Consider the following 16,125-nt stretch of genomic DNA (forward strand, 5'->3'; position numbering starts at 1 on the left):
AGCGTCAGGGCTGGGGCGTGGCGGCGGTGGCGGTGCCCGACACCGTGAACTCGCGCCCCCACAGCCGCACCTTCGCGGCCTTGTCGGCCTCGCCATCGAAGAAGACGCTCGCCTTCACCTTCACCGAGGGCGGCACCTTGATGGAGTCCGCGGCCTGTCCCGGAGAGCGCGCCTGGAGCGGCGTGGCGAAGCCGTCCTTGTCCAGCAACTGCGCGCCGCCACCCTCCTGGAGGCCCAGCAGGTGCAGCGGCTCGGCCGTCTTGTTCGTCACGGCCAGCACCACCTCCACCCCGCCCCCGCTGGACGCCTTCACTTCCAGCACGGACAGCTCCGTGTTGGCGTGGACCTCGTCGGCCGCGGACAGCGTGCGCGAGCCATCCGTGCTCACCGCGCCCTTGCGGCCTTCCTTCATGCCCTCCACCACGCCGCTGCCCGCGCCCTTGGCGACCTCCACCGTCTTGCCCACCACCGCGGCAGTGACGTCCTTCGCGGTTTCACCCTTGCAGGCGGGGACGAGGAGCAACAACGGGGCGAGCAGCAGGCGACGCATGGGACCTCCAGACATATGTGGGCGCGGGTGTACTACAGGCTCCCGCCCGGGCGCGAGAGGGGCCTCCTCGCCTGGATTCCGACCATTCGTGGACACCCAAACCCACCTTCTCGCGCCTGGCGGGCCCCGAAGAGGTTATGAGTTACCCATGGCACGCGCTCTGCTGCTCTCGCTGCTCGTGAGGCAGCACATGGCTCTCAAGGAGAAGTTTCGCGCCAAGTACCCACACCCCTGGTTGGTGTGGGAGGCAGGCGCGTGGAACGTCCCCGAAACGACGGAGGGGAACGTGGGTGCCACTCGGCTGCCCTTGACGGACCTGCGGGACTGCCTGCCCGCCGGGGACGCCATGTGCTTCGAACTGGTGGCCCTGGCCGAGCGAGGCCCCATGCGGATGGGGCGCGCCTCGAACAACGCGCTGGTCATCAACGACGCCACGGTGTCGCGGGAGCAGCTCATCCTCACGCCCCGCCCCGACGCGGGCTGGCACGTCGCGAGGGTGGCGGATGCCCGTCCGGTGAAGCTGGATGGGCAGGAACTCCCCGAGGAGGGCACCGTGCTGAGTCCGGGCGCGAAGCTGGAAGTGGGCGACGTGCGCCTCACCTTCCACGACGCGAGCGGCTTCGACGAGCGCATCTCCCGCATCGCCGCGCAGGTGCTGGCGCAGACGGCCGCCTCGCGCTGAGGCGGGGAGACCTCGGTGCCGCTGCGTGAAGCAGGAGCCCGGCGGTCCGCGCTCAACGTGATGCGGGGGCGGCGCTCGCGGCGCGCGCACCCTTGCGAGGCGCGGTCGCGTTCCGGCTCGCCTTCTTCGCGTTCGCGGCCGGCTTTGGCGCCGTGAGGGACTTGGCGAGCGGCACTTCCAGTTCGGTGTGAGCATCCAGCCGCACCGAGCGCTCCGACGACACGTAGCCCGCAAGCTCCACGCGAAGACTCAGCGGCACCTCACGGCGCGGCAGCTCGCGCACCAGCGGGGTGATGCCCAGCACCTCACCCGTGTCCGAGCGAACCACCTGCGCGCCCTCCGGGAAGGAGTGCACGGTGAGCGTCACACCGGGTTGCACGGGCGCGGGAGGCAACAGCTCCAACTTCCTGGGCTCGACCCTCCGCTCCGGCGAGACAACGGACACCGGCGCCTGCGCGAGCTCGGGCGCATCCGCCGCACCCAGCCCCATCCACAGCAGCGCGCCCGTCAGCAGCGCCAGCGCGCCTCCACCGGCCAGCATCACCGCGCGGCGACGCCCCGCTCCAACGACGGACATCCGCCGCGTGGGCCGCTCGGACAGCTCCATCGCGGCCACCGCCTCCGGCGACGTGGGCACCTGGACGGGCAGCAGCAACAACCCCGTCGTCACCTCCGCGAGCGACTGGGGACGCCCCTCCGGCTCCTTCGCCAGGCAGCGCATCACCAGCTCCGTGAGCTGGGGCGGCAACGGCTCACCCGAAGGCAGGTGCGAGGGCAGCGGCGGCGGCGGCTGGGTGATGATCTGCACCACCAACTGCCCGAAGGCCTCTGCCTGGAAGGGCGGATGCCCGCAGAGCATCTCGTAGAAGATGTTGCCCACCGCGTAGATGTCCGAGCGCGCGTCCACCGAGAGGCCCGCGGCCTGCTCCGGGGACATGTACGCCGGCGTGCCGATGATGGTCCCGTCCAGCGTGCCGGTGGGAGCCCCCTCGGAGGACAGGTGCTTGGCCACACCGAAGTCCAGCACCTTCACGAAGTCCGGCTGGCCCGCGCGCTGGGTGAGGAAGAGGTTGTCCGGCTTGATGTCCCGGTGCACCACGCCCACCTGGTGGGCCGCGCCCAGCGCCGCGCACACCTGCACGGCGATGCGCTGGATGCGCGCGAGCGACAGCGGCTCCTGCTTCAAGAGCACGCCGAGCCCCTGGCCCCGCAGCAGCTCCATGACGCAGTAGACGTGGCCACCCTCGCCCTCGTCCACGAAGTCGAAAATCTCCACGATGTGCTCGTGGTTGATTTGATTCACGGTGCGGGCTTCCTGGAAGAAGCGCTGCACGAAGCCGCCGTCCCGCGCGTGCTCCGGCTTCAGCACCTTCAAGGCCACCTGCCGCCCCAGCCGCGCGTGACGCGCCTGGAACACCCGCCCCATGGAGCCTTCACCCAGGAACGTCTCCAGCTGGTAGCTGCCCAGCACGAAGCCCTCCCGCAGCTCCTCGCCCATCCGGGGCTCTCCGCTCATGGAGCCTCCAAGACCGGACAGCAGGGTCTGCGCGAAGAGGTCATCGTTGCCCATGGTGTGAAGAACTCTCCATGCTCAGGAGCAACGGCAACCCACGCCGGGCCCTCTGTCTTCCATCCAACGTCAGCGCCGTTCCCTCTCTGTGAAGACGACGCATCCGAGGTCCTCGAAGACCCCTCTCCCCACGCAGGGGAAGTCAGCCCGCACGGACGCGCCCACGCCTCGTGCGCCGTCCTCCACCGGACAGGCTCGCTCACCGGGCTTTGGGACGTCAGGGGGAGGATCACGACTGCGACTCGCGGAGAGGAAGGATGAGACGGGAGGCGGGGCCGGGAAACCCCCACCTCCAGGGAGGTGCTCAGGTGCAGGAGCCCGCCTGACAGACACCCGGCACGCGGTTGCTTCCGACCATGCGCGTGCAGGCCGTGTTGTTCGGACAGTCCGCGGTGTCCGCGCAGTCCTGGCCGTTGTTGCCGTCATTGTCGACGAGGTCGTCGCAGACGGTCTCCTTGCGGGTGGTGCCGTTGCACACGCAGCCGGTACCGCATGACTGGTTGTTGCAGTCGGAGTCCGCGCAGTCGATGCCGTTGGTGCCATCGTTGTCGACGCCGTCGCTGCAAATGGTCTCCCGACGCGCGCCGCCGTTGCACACGCAGCCGGTGCCACACGACTGGTTGTTGCAGTCGGAGTCCGCGCAGTCCAGGCCGTTGTTGCCGTCGTTGTCACGACCATCCGAGCAAAGGGTCTCCCGGCGCGTGCAGTTCTGGAAGCTGCAGCCGCGCCCGCACTCGCCGCTCACGCAGTTGGCGTCCGCGTTGCCCGTCTGGCAGTCAATCGCCCCATTGCCGTCGTCATCCTGGCCGTTGGAGCACTGGACTTCCTTCGCGGCCCCCTGGGTGCACATCACCGTCACCGTCGCGCCGTTGCTGGCCACGGTGACGTAGTCGCAGTCATCGCGGTCCGCGCAGTCCATCTGTCCATCACCGTCATTGTCGGTGACGTCGCGGCAGTTCTGCTCCGCGCACTTCTCGCTGATGCACACCGCGTTCACTTCACCGGCCACGCAGCGCTGGCTGGCACAGTCCGGATCCAAGCAGTCGATCTTGTCATCGCCATCGTTGTCGAGGCGGTCGGTGCAGTCCGACTCCGTCTTCGCCGACGCCAGACAGGTGCAGCCCATGCCGCACGACTGACCGCCACAGTCCACGTCCGCGCAGTCCGTCTGTCCGTCCGTGTCGTCGTCGTTCCCGTTGCCGCACGCGCCCTCGACACAATTGATGCCACGACACGCCAGTCCGGGACCGCACTCCCTGCGCTCGCAGTCGGTGTCGTTGCAGTTGAGCTGGCCGTCGCCATCCTCGTCCGCGCTGTCGGGCGTGCACAGCGACTCCGCCTTGCGGCCCTGGTCACACACGCAGCCGGCGCCGCAGGACTGGTCGTCGCAGTCGTCGCGGTCCGCGCAGTCGATGCTCCGGTCATCGTCGTCGTCCACGCCGTTGCCGCAGCCGGTCTCGGTCTTCTTCCCGTTCTGGCAGGTGCAGCCCGCGCCGCAGGCCTGGTTGTCACAGTCGTCGCGGTCCGCGCAGTCGGCCGGGCCATCCCGGTTGTCATCGATGCCGTTGCCGCAGTCGAGCTCCGTGCGCTTCTGACACTGGCCCTCCACGCAGTTCTGCTGCGCGGTGCACGCCGTGCCGCAGGTGCCGCAGTTGAACGGGTCCGTCATCCGGTCGAAGTCCTCGTCGACCTGACCGTCGCAGTCGTCATCCACGCTGTTGCAGCGCTCGCCGGCGGGCAGCACATCGCCCACGCAGGCCACCGTGCCTTCACGGGTGCAGACGGACTGGCCATCGCGGCACGCGCCTACGTTGCGCAGGTTGGCGGCACCCGAGAAGCACGCCGCCTCCAGCTCGTCGACCGCGCCGTCGCAGTCGTCGTCCACGCCGTTGCACTTCTCGTCGGGCTCCGGGAGACAACAGTACTTGGGTCCCCCGTTGGGCAGCGCCGTACACAGATAACCGTCCCCACCACAGTCCGCTTCCACCGCGCAGGTGTAGGCGGCGTTGTCGGGGAACTCCACCTTGCAGCCCGCCGCGCCGGACACCAGCAGCAGGGCGGCGAAGGCTCGCAGCCAGGAATTGAAGGTCTTCATAAAGCTCAGAAGCTCCCGCCGACGACGACATGGACCGCCGTGGCCGCGCCCGCGCTGACCGTGCCCGCGGGCGTCGGCGCCTCGCTGCGCGAGGGCACCACCAAGAGCCACGTCACGCTGCCCGCCGTCACCGCGCCACCCCCAATGAGCAGCGCCGTGGCGAGGTTCGCCTGCGACTGCGCATCCAGCCGCTCCTTGCGGGACACATCCAGCATCCCGTCTCCATCCGCGTCCTTCGCCCGGCCCTCCACGTCCTTGGCGCCCTTGCCCAGCACCGCGCCCACGCCCACCGCCGCCAGGCCCACCAGCGCGGTGTAGAACGCCGGCCGCTTGTAGATGGGCGTGCCGCGACCGCGCTTCGCCACCTGCCGGGCCACCGCGTCCTCGGGACCCTCCGGCGCCGGGCCGGAGATCTCCATGCGGACCTCCAGTTCCTCGCGCCCACCGGGCTTGAGCGTCACCGTCCGCGTGAAGGACGCATACTCATCCGCGGACACCTCCACCTGCACGGTGCCCGGCGGCAGGCGCGCCTCCACGCTTCCCACACCGAGGATGCGCTCGCCCGCCTTCACCACCGCCGTGGGAACGTTGACGCTCACCTTCAGCAGCGCGCGCGGTCGGCCCAGCGCCATCATCCGATTGCCCAGCTTGGTGGCCGCCTCCTGCTGGAAGGCCGCGTCCTTCGGGTTGCGCCCCGACACCACGTCCTCGTGCACCACGCCCTTGTCCCTGTCGTACGTCCACGCGCGCAGCGTCCAGCCCGCGTCCTCCAGCGACAGCCGAGCCGTCGTCAGCAGGTCCGCGTCCAGCGACTCCGCCGGCTCCGCCAGACACGACGCCTGCGAGCAGCGCAGCGCCGCGTCGTAGTTCGCCTCCAGTCGCTCGCGCACCTCCCGGGGGCCCGCGCCGAAGGCCACCATGCCGGACGACATCGCGCCCTTCGCCAGCTCCCGCAGCCACACCGACGCCTGCTGCGAGCCCGCGCGCTCTGGCGTGTCCAACCCGAGCAGGACGAAACGCGGTGTCAGCGACACGGCGTTCTCGTCCTCCGCTCGCAGGTCCAACCCCATGTCCTGTCCGCCCGGCTGCTCCGACGGGGACTCCTGGGAGGAGGTCTCTGAGCTGAGGTCCAGCCCCAGGCCGCCCTGCTCCTGAGCCCGCGCGGGACGGGCCAGCAGCGCGAGCGCCAGCATGGCGACAGGCAGAACGACGGGAATGCGCATCCCGCCGTTCTACTCCTTTGCCATTCCCAACGGAATGATCGGTCAGATTCCAGACACCGTGGGTCTGGGGGTGGGTGTCAACCCTGTGCGACATGGCCGCCTGCCCTGCGCACGAAGGGGAAGCGGCTCGGGGCCGGAAGCTTGCCGGGTGTCGCGTGGGTCCTCATCTCCCATCCTAAGGAGGCGTGACACATGGCGGACGCAAAGCTCTGGATTCTTGTGGGGAACGCGAGCCGGGCAAGGCTCTTCGCGACGGACGCGAAGGCGGAGAAGGATTGGAGTCTGGTCGAGGAGTTCCACCACGAGGAGAGCAGGGCCAAGGGCGATGACCTGCGCGACCAGCCAGACAACCCCAACGCCGGCACCCTGCACGGGCCCCCCGGTGAGAATGAGCCCAATGGCCGCAAGGAGTTGGAGCACGAGCGGTTCGCCCGGGAGCTGTCCGGCGTCCTGGACAAGGGGCATGACCGCCACGCCTTCGACAAGCTCGTCATCGCCGCGCCCCCTGAATTCCTCGGGCGGCTGCGCAAGGCGCTGAGCACCCGCGTCCGACAGCGGGTGTTGCTGGACGTGGGCTCCGACTACTCCACCGTGCCGGCCCGCGATTTGCCTGAACGCGTTCCCCTCCTCTAGCGTGGCCTTTTCCGGAATTTCCGGAACAGCAGTCCGGGCGTCAGCGGTGGGGCGACGCCCGGGCCCGCGCGGGCCGCGCGGCACGAGGAGCATGAATGGCGGCGGTGAAGGCGGTCCTGTTGGACCTGGGCAACGTCCTCGTCTTCCACGACAACGCGCTGCTGTTCTCCAGGCTGGGAGCGTGTGCCCGGATGCAGGCGCACGAGGTCTCCCAGCGGCTGATGGGCGCGGGATGGACCGCGGCCAACAAGGGCCTCCTGGACGCCGAGGGCATCCGCCGCAGTGTGTGCGGGGCGCTCAACCTGGAGCTGCCCATGGCGGAGTTCGCGCCCCTGTGGAGCAGCCACTTCACCACCCACGACGCGGTGCTCCCCCGGGTGGAGTCCCTGGTGGGTCGGGTGAAGCTGGTGCTGGTGTCCAACACCAACGCGCTGCACGCGGCCTACCTGCGGCCTCGCCTGCCCCTGCTCCAGCGCTTCGATGCGCTGGTGATGAGCTGCGAGGTGGGCAGCGTCAAACCGGAGCCGGACATCTACCGAATCGCCCTGGAGCGCGCGGGTTGTGCTCCCGAAGAGGCCGCCTTCTTCGATGACCTGGCGGAGTTCGTGGACGCGGCCAACGCGCTGGGCCTGCGCGGCCAGCTCTTCACCACCGCCGCCGCCTTCGACACCCAGCTCGAGGCGCTCGGATTATGAGGCTCGGTGGCTACGTCCTGCACCGCGACAACAAGGACACGCTGGAGCCCTGCCTGCGCGGCCTGCTGGCCCTCTGCGATGACGTGGTGGCGCTGGACTCCGGCGCCACGGACGGCTCGGGGGAGCTGGCGCGCTCCCTGGGGGCGCGCTCGGTGCCACACTCCTGGAAGGGCTATGGCGCCGCGCGAGTGGCCGCGGTGAACGCGCTGGCGCCGTGCGACTACGTCTTCTACCTGGACTCGGACGAGTCGCTGGAGCCCGGCGCCGTGGACACGCTGCGCGCGTGGAAGGGCTCCTCGCCCGACGCCGACGTCTACCGGCTGCCCCGGCGCGACTGGGCGGAGATGGAAGGCCGCCGCTTCCTCTTCCGCACGCAGTGGCGCGCACGGCTGGTGCGGCGGGAGAAGGCCGTGTGGCACGCGCGGCACATCGTCCATGAGGCCCTGCCGAAGATGCGGGGCGGGCGCGTGCTGGCGCCCATCGACCACCGCTTCGCCACCTCGGTGGCGCGCCGCTGCGCCAAGGAGGAGCGCTACGCGCTGCTGTGGGCCCTGCGCGCCCACTTCGAGCAGCGCAGGCTCAAGCCCGTGGTCATCCAGCGCCTGGCCGCGTGGGTGCGCGACTGCGTGCTCACCGGCGCCGTCTTCCGGGGCGGAGCGGACGCCTCCCGGCTGGCGTGGGGCGTGGCTGGCTACCACTCCACCAAGTACGAGTACCTGGGCCAGCTGCGCGAGGGCCGCTTCGCGGAGCTGGCGCGCATCTATTCGGAGGAGCGCTACGACGAGCTGTTCGCCCGCGTGCGCGAGGGCCGGCTGGACTGAGGCCCAAGCCGGCGGCTCACTCGTACTTCGCGACGGGCGGCTCGCGCAGCCCCGCCTCCGCCCACTTCTGGAAGGCGGGCTGGGCCAGGAGCGTGTCGCGGTACGCGGCGCACACCGGCTCCAGCGCCACGTCGTAGGTGACGAAGCGCGTGGCCACCGGCGTGTAGAAGGCATCCGCGATGGTGAAGTGGCCGAAGAGGAACGGCCCGCCCTGCCCGAAGCGGGCGCGGCAGTCGGTCCACAGCGCCTGGATGCGAGCGATGTCCTCGGCCACGCCCGGCACCCGGCCCTGTCCCGGACGGCGCGCGCGCAGGTTCATCCCCATGTGCTCGCGCAGCTTCGTGAAGCTGGAGTGCATCTCCGCCGTCACCGCGCGCGCCACCGCGCGGGCCTCGCGCTCCTGGGGCCACAGCCGGGCCTCTGGAAACGTCTCCGCCAGGTACTCGCAGATGGCCAGCGAATCCCAGATGGACACGTCGCCGTGCTTGAGCAGAGGCAGACGGCCCGTGGGGGAATGACGGGCGATGAGCTCCCGCGTGTCCGGTGTGTCCAGGGGGATGACCACCTCCTGGAACGGCTGCCCGGTGTGGGCCAGCGCCAGATACGGCCGAAGCGACCACGAGGAATAGTTCTTCGAGGCAACGACGAGGGTGAGCTGGGACATGGCGCGCACGGTAGCGCTCCATGCCACGGGACGCCCGCGCTTCAGTTCGCCGGCGTGTTGCGGCCCAGGAACGAGCGCACGCGCGACAGCCACGGCTGGCGACGGCGGTGCTCCGGCGGGTCGATGCGATACACGGCCACCGGCAGGCGGATGTTCTTCATCTCGCCCCGGCCCAGGCGCACCGGCGGGGACTCCAGCTGCCCCTCCACCTGTCGCGCCACCGTCTCGCTGACGTAGAGGGTGCCGGGCCGCGCCAGCGCCTCGATGCGCGCGGCCAGATTGACGCCCTCGCCGAACACCTCGCCATCGCGGTGCACGACGACGCCCAGGTGCACGCCCACGCGCATCACCACGCGGCGCTCCACGGCCACCAGCCCGTTGTGCACCTCCAGCGCCCGCTGCAGCTCCAGGCCAAAGTCCACGGCGGCCAGCCCGCCCTCGAACTCCAGCAGGAAGCCGTCCTCCAGACGCTTCACCTCGCGGCCACCGTGTCGCGGGAGCAGCTCGCGGACCAGCACGGCGTGCTCGTCGCGCACCACCTGCTGGAGCGCTTCGTCACGCCAGGACTGGCGTCCCGCGGCCTCGATGCCCGTGAACAGGATGGCCGACAGTTTCCCCGGCTCGGGTTCCTCCACCACCATCGCTCAGCTCCCCTCCCCCCGATGCCAATTGTCCAAAACGTTACTCCAGGACGAGGTCCCCGGTCCCAGCCGAGCCCCCCGTCACGGCTGGGACCGGGCCCCGGATGACCTCTCGCCCGGACGGGCGCGGCCATGCATCGCGTGAAGTCCCTCGCTCCTGACGTCTCGGCTTCGACGGCCGCTCGCTCTCAGTCCCGCTGCGTCAGGGCCGGGGAGCGATGGGACGAGCACTGAACCACTCTGCTCGACTCCATCAGGATAATTCATCACTGACGCGACGCACAAACAGCCTAGGAGGTCGGACTCCACGGGTGTCCGACCTCCAACGCAGTGAGTCAGGTGCGCGTTCTTCTCAGGACAGGTGAGGGGTGGGCCTCACAGGTCGTCGCAGGGGGTTCCCAGGCGGGCGCCGGTGTAGATGCCGAGCTCGTTGTAGATGAGCGCCAGGTTCTCCGAGACAGGCACCTGTCGCAGCTTGCGGCGGGCCTTCTTCTCCACCCAGAGCGACGGCAGCTCGCGGTCCAGCAGCAGTTGGAGGTCTCCCTTCTTCGTGGAGAAGATTTCCCCCTTCGAGTCGGAGACGACGTTGACCATCTGCTGCTGCTTCATCCGGCCACGGGGGCCGATGAAGACGCGGAAGCTCTTCTGCTCGGCCTGGAGCCGGCCCCGCTCCACCAGGAAGTAGACGCCCTTGGTGTCGCGCAGGAGGGCGTACGGCTCGTACTTCATGGGGCTGGGGGTATAGGCCGCCTTGCGCAGCAGTTCGCGCGAGGTCTCCGTCGCCAGCAGCTTGAAGGCCGTCGCGCGCTGGCCGCAGCGCACCGAGCAGGTGCCCTCCTTCGGGTCCACCTGGACGACGGAGTAGGCGCGCGCGTCCACGCCATTCGCGTTGGATTCCAGGTCCGGGTTCCAGAAGCGGGGCTCGAAGAACGAGCCGGTGGGGAGCCGGACGACGTTGGGGGCGATGGGAATCTCGGTGAAGGTGGCGCCGTCTCCGTAGAAGAGCTGGGGCTGCGAGCTGTCGAAGACCTCCGTCGAGGAGACGTAGTGCCCCTTGCCGTCGGTGCAGACGGCGGTGCGCTCCAGGAGCATGCGCTTGCGCAGCGAGTCCTCGCTCGCCCAGGGGGGCTCGTGTGCCAGGACGGCGGTGGACGACAACGTCAGGAGCAGGGCGAGGCGATGGGCCAGGGACATGGGATGGAGCCTCACAGGTGGTCCAGGAAGAAGTCGGCGTAGGAAGCCGTGTCCATGCCGCCGGCGGCGGGGGCGATGGTCCACTGGAGCGCGCCGCTTTCGACCTTGCCTCCGTAGGCGGCGCCGTTGCGGCACTCCACCCGCTTCAGCGTGCTCTTCACGGTGCGCCGGGCTTCCTCCGAGCCCCGGCACAGGAACTCGAGGGCCTCGAGCGGCCCGGCGCAGTACGCGCCGATGGGGTACTCGCTCAGCTCCTTGTCGGAGACGGTGTCCCAGGCCACCTGGACGGCCACGTTCGAGCCGCACGTCTGGTTGAGCGTCTTCACCTTCTCGGCCAGGTCGCGCTCCTCGGATGCGGCCCAGAACGCCTTGTCGAATGCGGCGGCGCGGGTGAGCGTGCCGTCGGCGAGCTGGCGCTGGTACAGCTCCACCACGTCCTCGACGTCCACCTTCTTCGAGCGCTCCTCGCTCGCGTAGAGGGTGACGGGGTCTTCCTTGTCGAAGCGGTTGAGGGTGTTCCTCCCGTTCGACTTCTGGGACGGCGCCAGTCGCACCAGGCGCAGACGCTTGCCGCGCCAGTCCGTCCAGTAGGAGTTGTCGTCACCGACGCTGTGGAGCGCCACCTTCCCATCCAGGTCATCGCCCGGGGCGTGGAACTGGACCAGGGCCCGTCGGGGCTCGGCGGGCAGGAGCGGGACGATGGTGATGATGTCCCCTCCCTCGGAGGTGAAGACGAGCCCCGTGCCCTCCGGCTTTGGTGCTTCGGTGGTGGGCCGCGCGCTCCGCGAACAACCGAGCGCGACGACGATGACGACACTCAACGCCAACAAGACTCTCAAGCAACGCCCCCTGTTCGTGGAGCCCCGCGTGGACGCCCGACACGGGCGCCGCCGTCACAGGGCGATATCGTACTGCTTGCAGTACTGGCGAACCTGAGCGCGCTCCGCCGTGGGAACCCGAAGCCAGACGGTGCGCGCGTTGGACAAATCTCCCTGGCGGCAGTGGACCCGCGTCAGCAGCGCGAAGGAGGCACCTGTGACTTGCGACCGCTGACTGCGGCGCACCAGGTGGAGGGCCTCGCTGGTGTCTCCGCTCGCCAGCGCCTTCTCCGCCAGTTCGAGGTCCGCGAGCGCGCCTTCTTGGATGGTCTCCGGGCTGCGTCGCCGCTCCGCATCGAGCGTCGGACGCGAGGTGCCCACGGGGTTTCGAGCGGCGTCATTCGGTGGGGTTCCGTTGCCCTGGGGTTTCGCCTTCACCTCTGGGGTCACGCTCGTCTCCGCCGATGGAGGGGCGGCTTCCGGAGAGCCGACCGCCAGTGCGCCTTCTGAGTCGGCCTTCGCCTTGGGTGGGTCCGCGGGGGCCTCGCGCGCCAGGGTGGGACTTACATCCGGGGGACTCGCGGGCGCCTGGACAGGCGGAGCCGCCGGGTCGGCGGAGGCGGACACGGAGTCCTCCCGCGACGCGAAGGGCAGGACCCGCGAGAACCCCGCGCCCACGGCGATGAGCACGCCCGCGGCCAACGCCATCCAGACCCAGACCTTGCGCGAGCCCGCCAGGACACCTCGCGAGGCGGACCGAATCGTCGGGGGCTCGGGGACCGAGTCGGGCTCCGAAGGGTCCGGACTCATCGGCGCGGCATTCGCGACCGAGGGCCTCCACACCTCGAGCGGAACCGCCGCCGCGGGCTCGGCCACCGGAGGCGCGGGCGGAGCGGAGGACACGACCTTCGGCGGCGACACACGCACCGACTTCCCGATGAGGCCCGAAGCCTCCGAAGGTCGTGAGGCGTCTGCCTGCGCCGAGCGTCGCGAAGCCTCCGGCGACTGCGCGGACTCATGCTGCGCGGGGCGTCGAGACGCATCAGCGGACTGCGCGAACTCACCCTGCGCGGAGCGCCGCGAGGCTTCAGGAGACTGCGCGGGCTCCTCCTGCGCGGAGCGGCGGGACGCGGCGTGCTGGGACGGACGACGGGGCACGGCGGCCACCGTGGCAGGCCTCGACGGGGGCGACGCGATGGGCCGGGGCTGCACGGTCGCCGTGGGCACGTGCGCGGCGGCCTGCGCGACGACGGGCTGAAGCAGCACGTCCGCGGGCGGCGTCACGGTGCGCAGCGGCGTCCCGGTGAGCGCGGCGATGAAGGCGCTCACGTCCGGGAAGCGGTCCTCAGGGCGCTTGGCCAGCGCCTGTTCGATGGCGCGGATGACGTGCGCGGGAGTCTCCGGCGCCACTTCGGCCAGGGGCTCCGGTGGATCATAAACGATGCGGTAGATGAGCTCCGGCAGGATGCCCCCGTCCTTGAAGGGCAGCTTGCGGGCCAGCATCTCGTACACCATGCACCCGAACGAGAAGATGTCCGTGCGCAGGTCCACGTCCTTGTTCTTCCCCGTGGCCTGCTCCGGCGCCATGTACTGCGGCGTGCCCAGCAGGATGGCGTCCTGCGTCTGCACCGTCTTCGAATCGAGAATCTTGGAGATGCCGAAGTCGAGCAGCTTCACGTGCTCCACCGACATGCCCGCGATCTCCATGGGCACGAGGAACACGTTGCCGGGCTTCAAGTCCCGGTGGATGACCCCCGCGCCGTGCGCCGCCTGGAGCGCGGAGCCCATCTGCCGGGCAATCGAGTACACCTCCGTCAGCGTCAGGGGCGCGCCCTTGCGCATGCGCCGCGACAGCGGCATCCCGCGCAGGTGCTCCATCACCAGGAACGGCGAGCCGTCCTCCAGCGTGTCGAAGTCGATGACCTCCACGATGTTCGGATGGCCCAGCCGCGACGCAATCTCCGCCTCGCGCCGGAAGCGAAGATAGACATCCTTCCCCAGGCTCGAGTCCGGCCGCAGCACCTTGATCGCCACCTGCCGACCCGGAAGCCGCAGATGACGCGCCAGGAAGACGGTGCCCATGCCTCCCCGGCCGAGCACGCCGGCAATCTCGTACGTGTCCCGTAGGACGGTGCCGAGTGGAATGTCGTGTGCTGGCAAGGAACTCATGGAAGACCGGCCTTCACTCCGGAAGCCGCATTCTATCCTGGAGCCCCTGACACGCCTTGGCCAGTCATCTGGCGTTGCTACACGCCCCCGCGAGATTTCCGCAAGGACACTGAACGCCGGCACGCCTCGGCTCGGGCGCGCCGGCTATCGCCTTCTCACAGCATGAGGAACCGGTGGGGTCCACCGCCGGAGGGCTCCGGCGGCGAAAACCCGACGCCGGCCTACCTGGCGGGTGGGGTCGCGACCTCGCTCGCGGCGCGCAGCTCCTTCACCACCCGCGTGGCGCCGTAGACGTGCTCCAGGGCGGCGAGGATGCCGTCTCCGTGCACCGCCACGGCGCGGTTCGTCTCCGGGACGTACGCATACCGGCCGCCCAGGGAGTGCAGGTTGCCGTCGAAGACGAGCCCCACGACGCGTCCATCGCGGTCCACGACGGGAGAGCCGGAGTTGCCGCCGATGATGTCGTTGGTGGTGGCCATGTCCAGCGGCGTCGCGTCCGGCACCTTGCCCTTCGCCTTCATCCAGGTGTCCGGCAGCTTGAAGGGCTCCTTGCCGGTGTGGCGCGCATACGCACCGCCGAACGTCGTGAGCGCAGGCACGGGGCGGCCATTCTCGTCCCAGCCCTTCAGCTGGCCGGCGTTGAGGCGCAGCGTGAAGGTGGCGTCGGGATAGCCGGAGGTGCCGTACACCGCGAGGTGCGCCTTGGCCAACCGCTCGCCGTTGCGCTTGAGCACCGCCTCCACCGAGTCCTCGTAGCGCTTGCGCACCGCGCGCGCCTCCGCGTCCACCTTGCGCGCGAAGAGCAGCATCGGGTCCTTCGACGCCTCCACCGCCGCCTTGCCTCCATCCAGCAGGGCCTGCCGCGTCTTCACGTCGCCCAGCTTCGTGCCGCGCACCAGCGAGCGGGCCAGGGACTCCGGAGACTCCGTTCCGAGCACCTGCCGCACGAAGGGGTCATCCGCGCCCAGCGTCTCGCGCAGGCGGCCGAGGCCGAAGGCGAGCACCGCCTCGTCCAGCTCCACGGCGATGGGCGCGCCGCGCAGCAGTTGCTGGCGCAGCGAGGGAAGCTGCGCGTCGGTGTACTCGCGCAGGCGCTCCGCGTTGGGCTTGGGCTGCTCGTCGGCGATGCGCACCAGGTGACGCGCCAGCGAGTAGAACTCCGAGGAGAACGCGTCCCCGCCCTCCTTCATCCGGTACTCGGGCAGCATCCGGCGATACGTGTCGAGCGCCTTCGCCGTCTCCTCCCACGCCCCCGCCGTGGCGGCCTTCACCGTGGCGTTGGCCTCCACGCGCTTGCGCAGCTCCGCCTCGTCCTCCCGCTTGCGCGCGAGCAGCGCGGGGTCCGCCAGGGCCTGGTGCCGACCGCGCAGCGCCTTCAGGCCGTTCTCCACCCCGCGCAGCCGCGAGCGCGTGGTGCGGTAGCGCTCCGGCGAACCGCTGGAGAACTCCTTCAACTTGCCGCGCAGCTCGGAGAGCATCAGCAGCGTGTAGGGCAGGTTCACATCGCGCTGGAACTCCAGCTCCGCGACGCTGGCCTTGCGCTCGGTGCCACCGGGGTGGCCGGAGACGAAGACGAGGTCCCCGTCTCTGGCGCCCTGCTTCGCCCACGGCAGGTAGTCCGGGCTCTTCGCGGGCGCGTCGTCCTTCCACACGCGCAGGAACGCCACGTCGTAGCCGAAGCGCGGGAAGTTGAAGTTGTCCGGGTCCCCGCCGAACGCCGCCATGGAGAACTCCGGGGCGAAGGCCAGGCGCACGTCCTGGAAGCGGCGGTACTCGTAGAGGTGATACTTGCCGCCGTTGAACAGCGTCACCACGTCGCAGCGCACGTCGGTGGACGTGGCGCACGCGGACTCCACGGCGGACATCTCCTTCTTGAGCGCGGTGTTGTAGGCGGCCCCGGTGAGGCCCTTCGTCGCCGCGTTCATCCGCTCGGTGACATCCGTCATCTTCACCAGCTGGTTGGCCTCCACCTTGGGGCAGCGGCGCTCTTCCGCGGGGGTGCGGGCCTGGAAGCCCTTGGCCAGCAGGTCGTCCTTGGGCGAGGACAGGTCCTCGATACAGCCGCGGACACAGTGGTGATTCGTCATCACCAGGCCGTCCGGAGACACGAAGCTGGCGGAGCAGCCACCGGCCAACCTCACCGAGCCGAGCCGGACCTTGTCCAGCCATGCTTGAGTGGGCGTGAAACCATGGGCCTTGTTCACCGTCTCCACGGGGAAGGCGTCGTAGGTCCACATGCCCTCGTCCGCGGCGGCGGGGAGAGACATGAGCAGGCCAAGTGCGAGCAATGCACGGTCCACGGTGTTCGTCCTTCTGGCTGATGGGGTGAGAAAGGCGCCGGTGAACGCCTGCTCGGAGAGTGCATTCCCG

General features: G+C 69.9%; 14 protein-coding genes. 4 read left to right on the plus strand and 10 right to left on the minus strand.

The window, feature by feature from the left end:
- Positions 1-4: 4 nt before the first annotated feature.
- Positions 5-550 (minus strand): hypothetical protein, encoded by a 546-nt coding sequence (locus HUA76_RS02015; protein ID WP_141640947.1) that lies wholly within the window; start codon positions 548-550, stop codon positions 5-7.
- Positions 551-698: 148 nt separating this feature from the next.
- Here HUA76_RS02015 and HUA76_RS02020 point away from each other — a divergent pair, with 148 nt between their 5' ends.
- Entirely contained in the window at positions 699-1,232 is a 534-nt protein-coding gene (locus HUA76_RS02020) for an FHA domain-containing protein (protein WP_141640948.1), read from the plus strand.
- A gap of 52 nt (positions 1,233-1,284) precedes the next feature.
- Here HUA76_RS02020 and HUA76_RS02025 read toward each other — a convergent pair whose 3' ends face one another.
- The 3 genes from HUA76_RS02025 to HUA76_RS02035 all read right to left on the minus strand — a co-directional run bounded on the left by HUA76_RS02025 (position 1,285) and on the right by HUA76_RS02035 (position 6,120).
- The gene (locus HUA76_RS02025; protein ID WP_174459841.1) at positions 1,285-2,802 is read right to left on the minus strand and encodes a serine/threonine-protein kinase; all 1,518 of its coding nucleotides are present in this window, start codon (positions 2,800-2,802) and stop codon (positions 1,285-1,287) included.
- 304 nt (positions 2,803-3,106) lie between these two features.
- Entirely contained in the window at positions 3,107-4,897 is a 1,791-nt protein-coding gene (locus tag HUA76_RS02030) for a hypothetical protein (RefSeq protein ID WP_174459842.1), read from the minus strand.
- Positions 4,898-4,902: 5 nt separating this feature from the next.
- Positions 4,903-6,120, minus strand: coding sequence for a hypothetical protein (locus HUA76_RS02035; protein ID WP_174454412.1), 1,218 nt, complete (start codon positions 6,118-6,120; stop codon positions 4,903-4,905).
- Between the two features lie 192 nt (positions 6,121-6,312).
- Here HUA76_RS02035 and HUA76_RS02040 point away from each other — a divergent pair, with 192 nt between their 5' ends.
- From HUA76_RS02040 to HUA76_RS02050, 3 genes are all read left to right on the plus strand, one after another.
- Positions 6,313-6,753: a host attachment protein gene (locus HUA76_RS02040; RefSeq protein WP_141640951.1), complete on the plus strand. Its 441-nt coding sequence runs from the start codon at positions 6,313-6,315 to the stop codon at positions 6,751-6,753.
- A gap of 95 nt (positions 6,754-6,848) precedes the next feature.
- On the plus strand, positions 6,849-7,448 hold the full coding sequence (locus tag HUA76_RS02045; protein WP_174459843.1) for an HAD family phosphatase: 600 nt from the start codon (positions 6,849-6,851) through the stop codon (positions 7,446-7,448).
- Complete coding sequence (locus tag HUA76_RS02050; protein WP_174454410.1) at positions 7,445-8,269, plus strand: glycosyltransferase family 2 protein; 825 nt, start codon at positions 7,445-7,447, stop codon at positions 8,267-8,269. Before HUA76_RS02045 ends, HUA76_RS02050 begins: the two co-directional genes overlap by 4 nt.
- Before the next feature lie 16 nt (positions 8,270-8,285).
- On the opposite strand, the gene HUA76_RS02055 is transcribed toward HUA76_RS02050, so the two are convergent.
- The 6 genes from HUA76_RS02055 to HUA76_RS02080 form a co-directional block, all read right to left on the minus strand.
- Positions 8,286-8,933 (minus strand): glutathione S-transferase family protein, encoded by a 648-nt coding sequence (locus HUA76_RS02055; protein WP_174454835.1) that lies wholly within the window; start codon positions 8,931-8,933, stop codon positions 8,286-8,288.
- Between the two features lie 41 nt (positions 8,934-8,974).
- Positions 8,975-9,574 carry an adenylate/guanylate cyclase domain-containing protein gene (locus HUA76_RS02060; RefSeq protein WP_141640954.1) on the minus strand — a complete coding sequence of 200 codons (600 nt, stop codon included), beginning with the start codon at positions 9,572-9,574 and terminating at the stop codon, positions 8,975-8,977.
- 375 nt (positions 9,575-9,949) lie between these two features.
- Positions 9,950-10,768 carry a hypothetical protein gene (locus HUA76_RS02065; protein WP_174459844.1) on the minus strand — a complete coding sequence of 273 codons (819 nt, stop codon included), beginning with the start codon at positions 10,766-10,768 and terminating at the stop codon, positions 9,950-9,952.
- A gap of 11 nt (positions 10,769-10,779) precedes the next feature.
- Positions 10,780-11,607, minus strand: coding sequence for a hypothetical protein (locus HUA76_RS02070; RefSeq protein WP_141640956.1), 828 nt, complete (start codon positions 11,605-11,607; stop codon positions 10,780-10,782).
- 54 nt (positions 11,608-11,661) lie between these two features.
- The gene (locus HUA76_RS02075; RefSeq protein ID WP_174459845.1) at positions 11,662-13,755 is read right to left on the minus strand and encodes a serine/threonine-protein kinase; all 2,094 of its coding nucleotides are present in this window, start codon (positions 13,753-13,755) and stop codon (positions 11,662-11,664) included.
- A gap of 221 nt (positions 13,756-13,976) precedes the next feature.
- On the minus strand, positions 13,977-16,055 hold the full coding sequence (locus HUA76_RS02080) for a S46 family peptidase (RefSeq protein WP_174459846.1): 2,079 nt from the start codon (positions 16,053-16,055) through the stop codon (positions 13,977-13,979).
- Positions 16,056-16,125: the final 70 nt, after the last annotated feature.

This window comes from Myxococcus sp. CA056 (assembly GCF_013336715.1).
Taxonomy (GTDB): Bacteria; Myxococcota; Myxococcia; order Myxococcales; family Myxococcaceae; genus Myxococcus; species Myxococcus llanfairpwllgwyngyllgogerychwyrndrobwllllantysiliogogogochensis.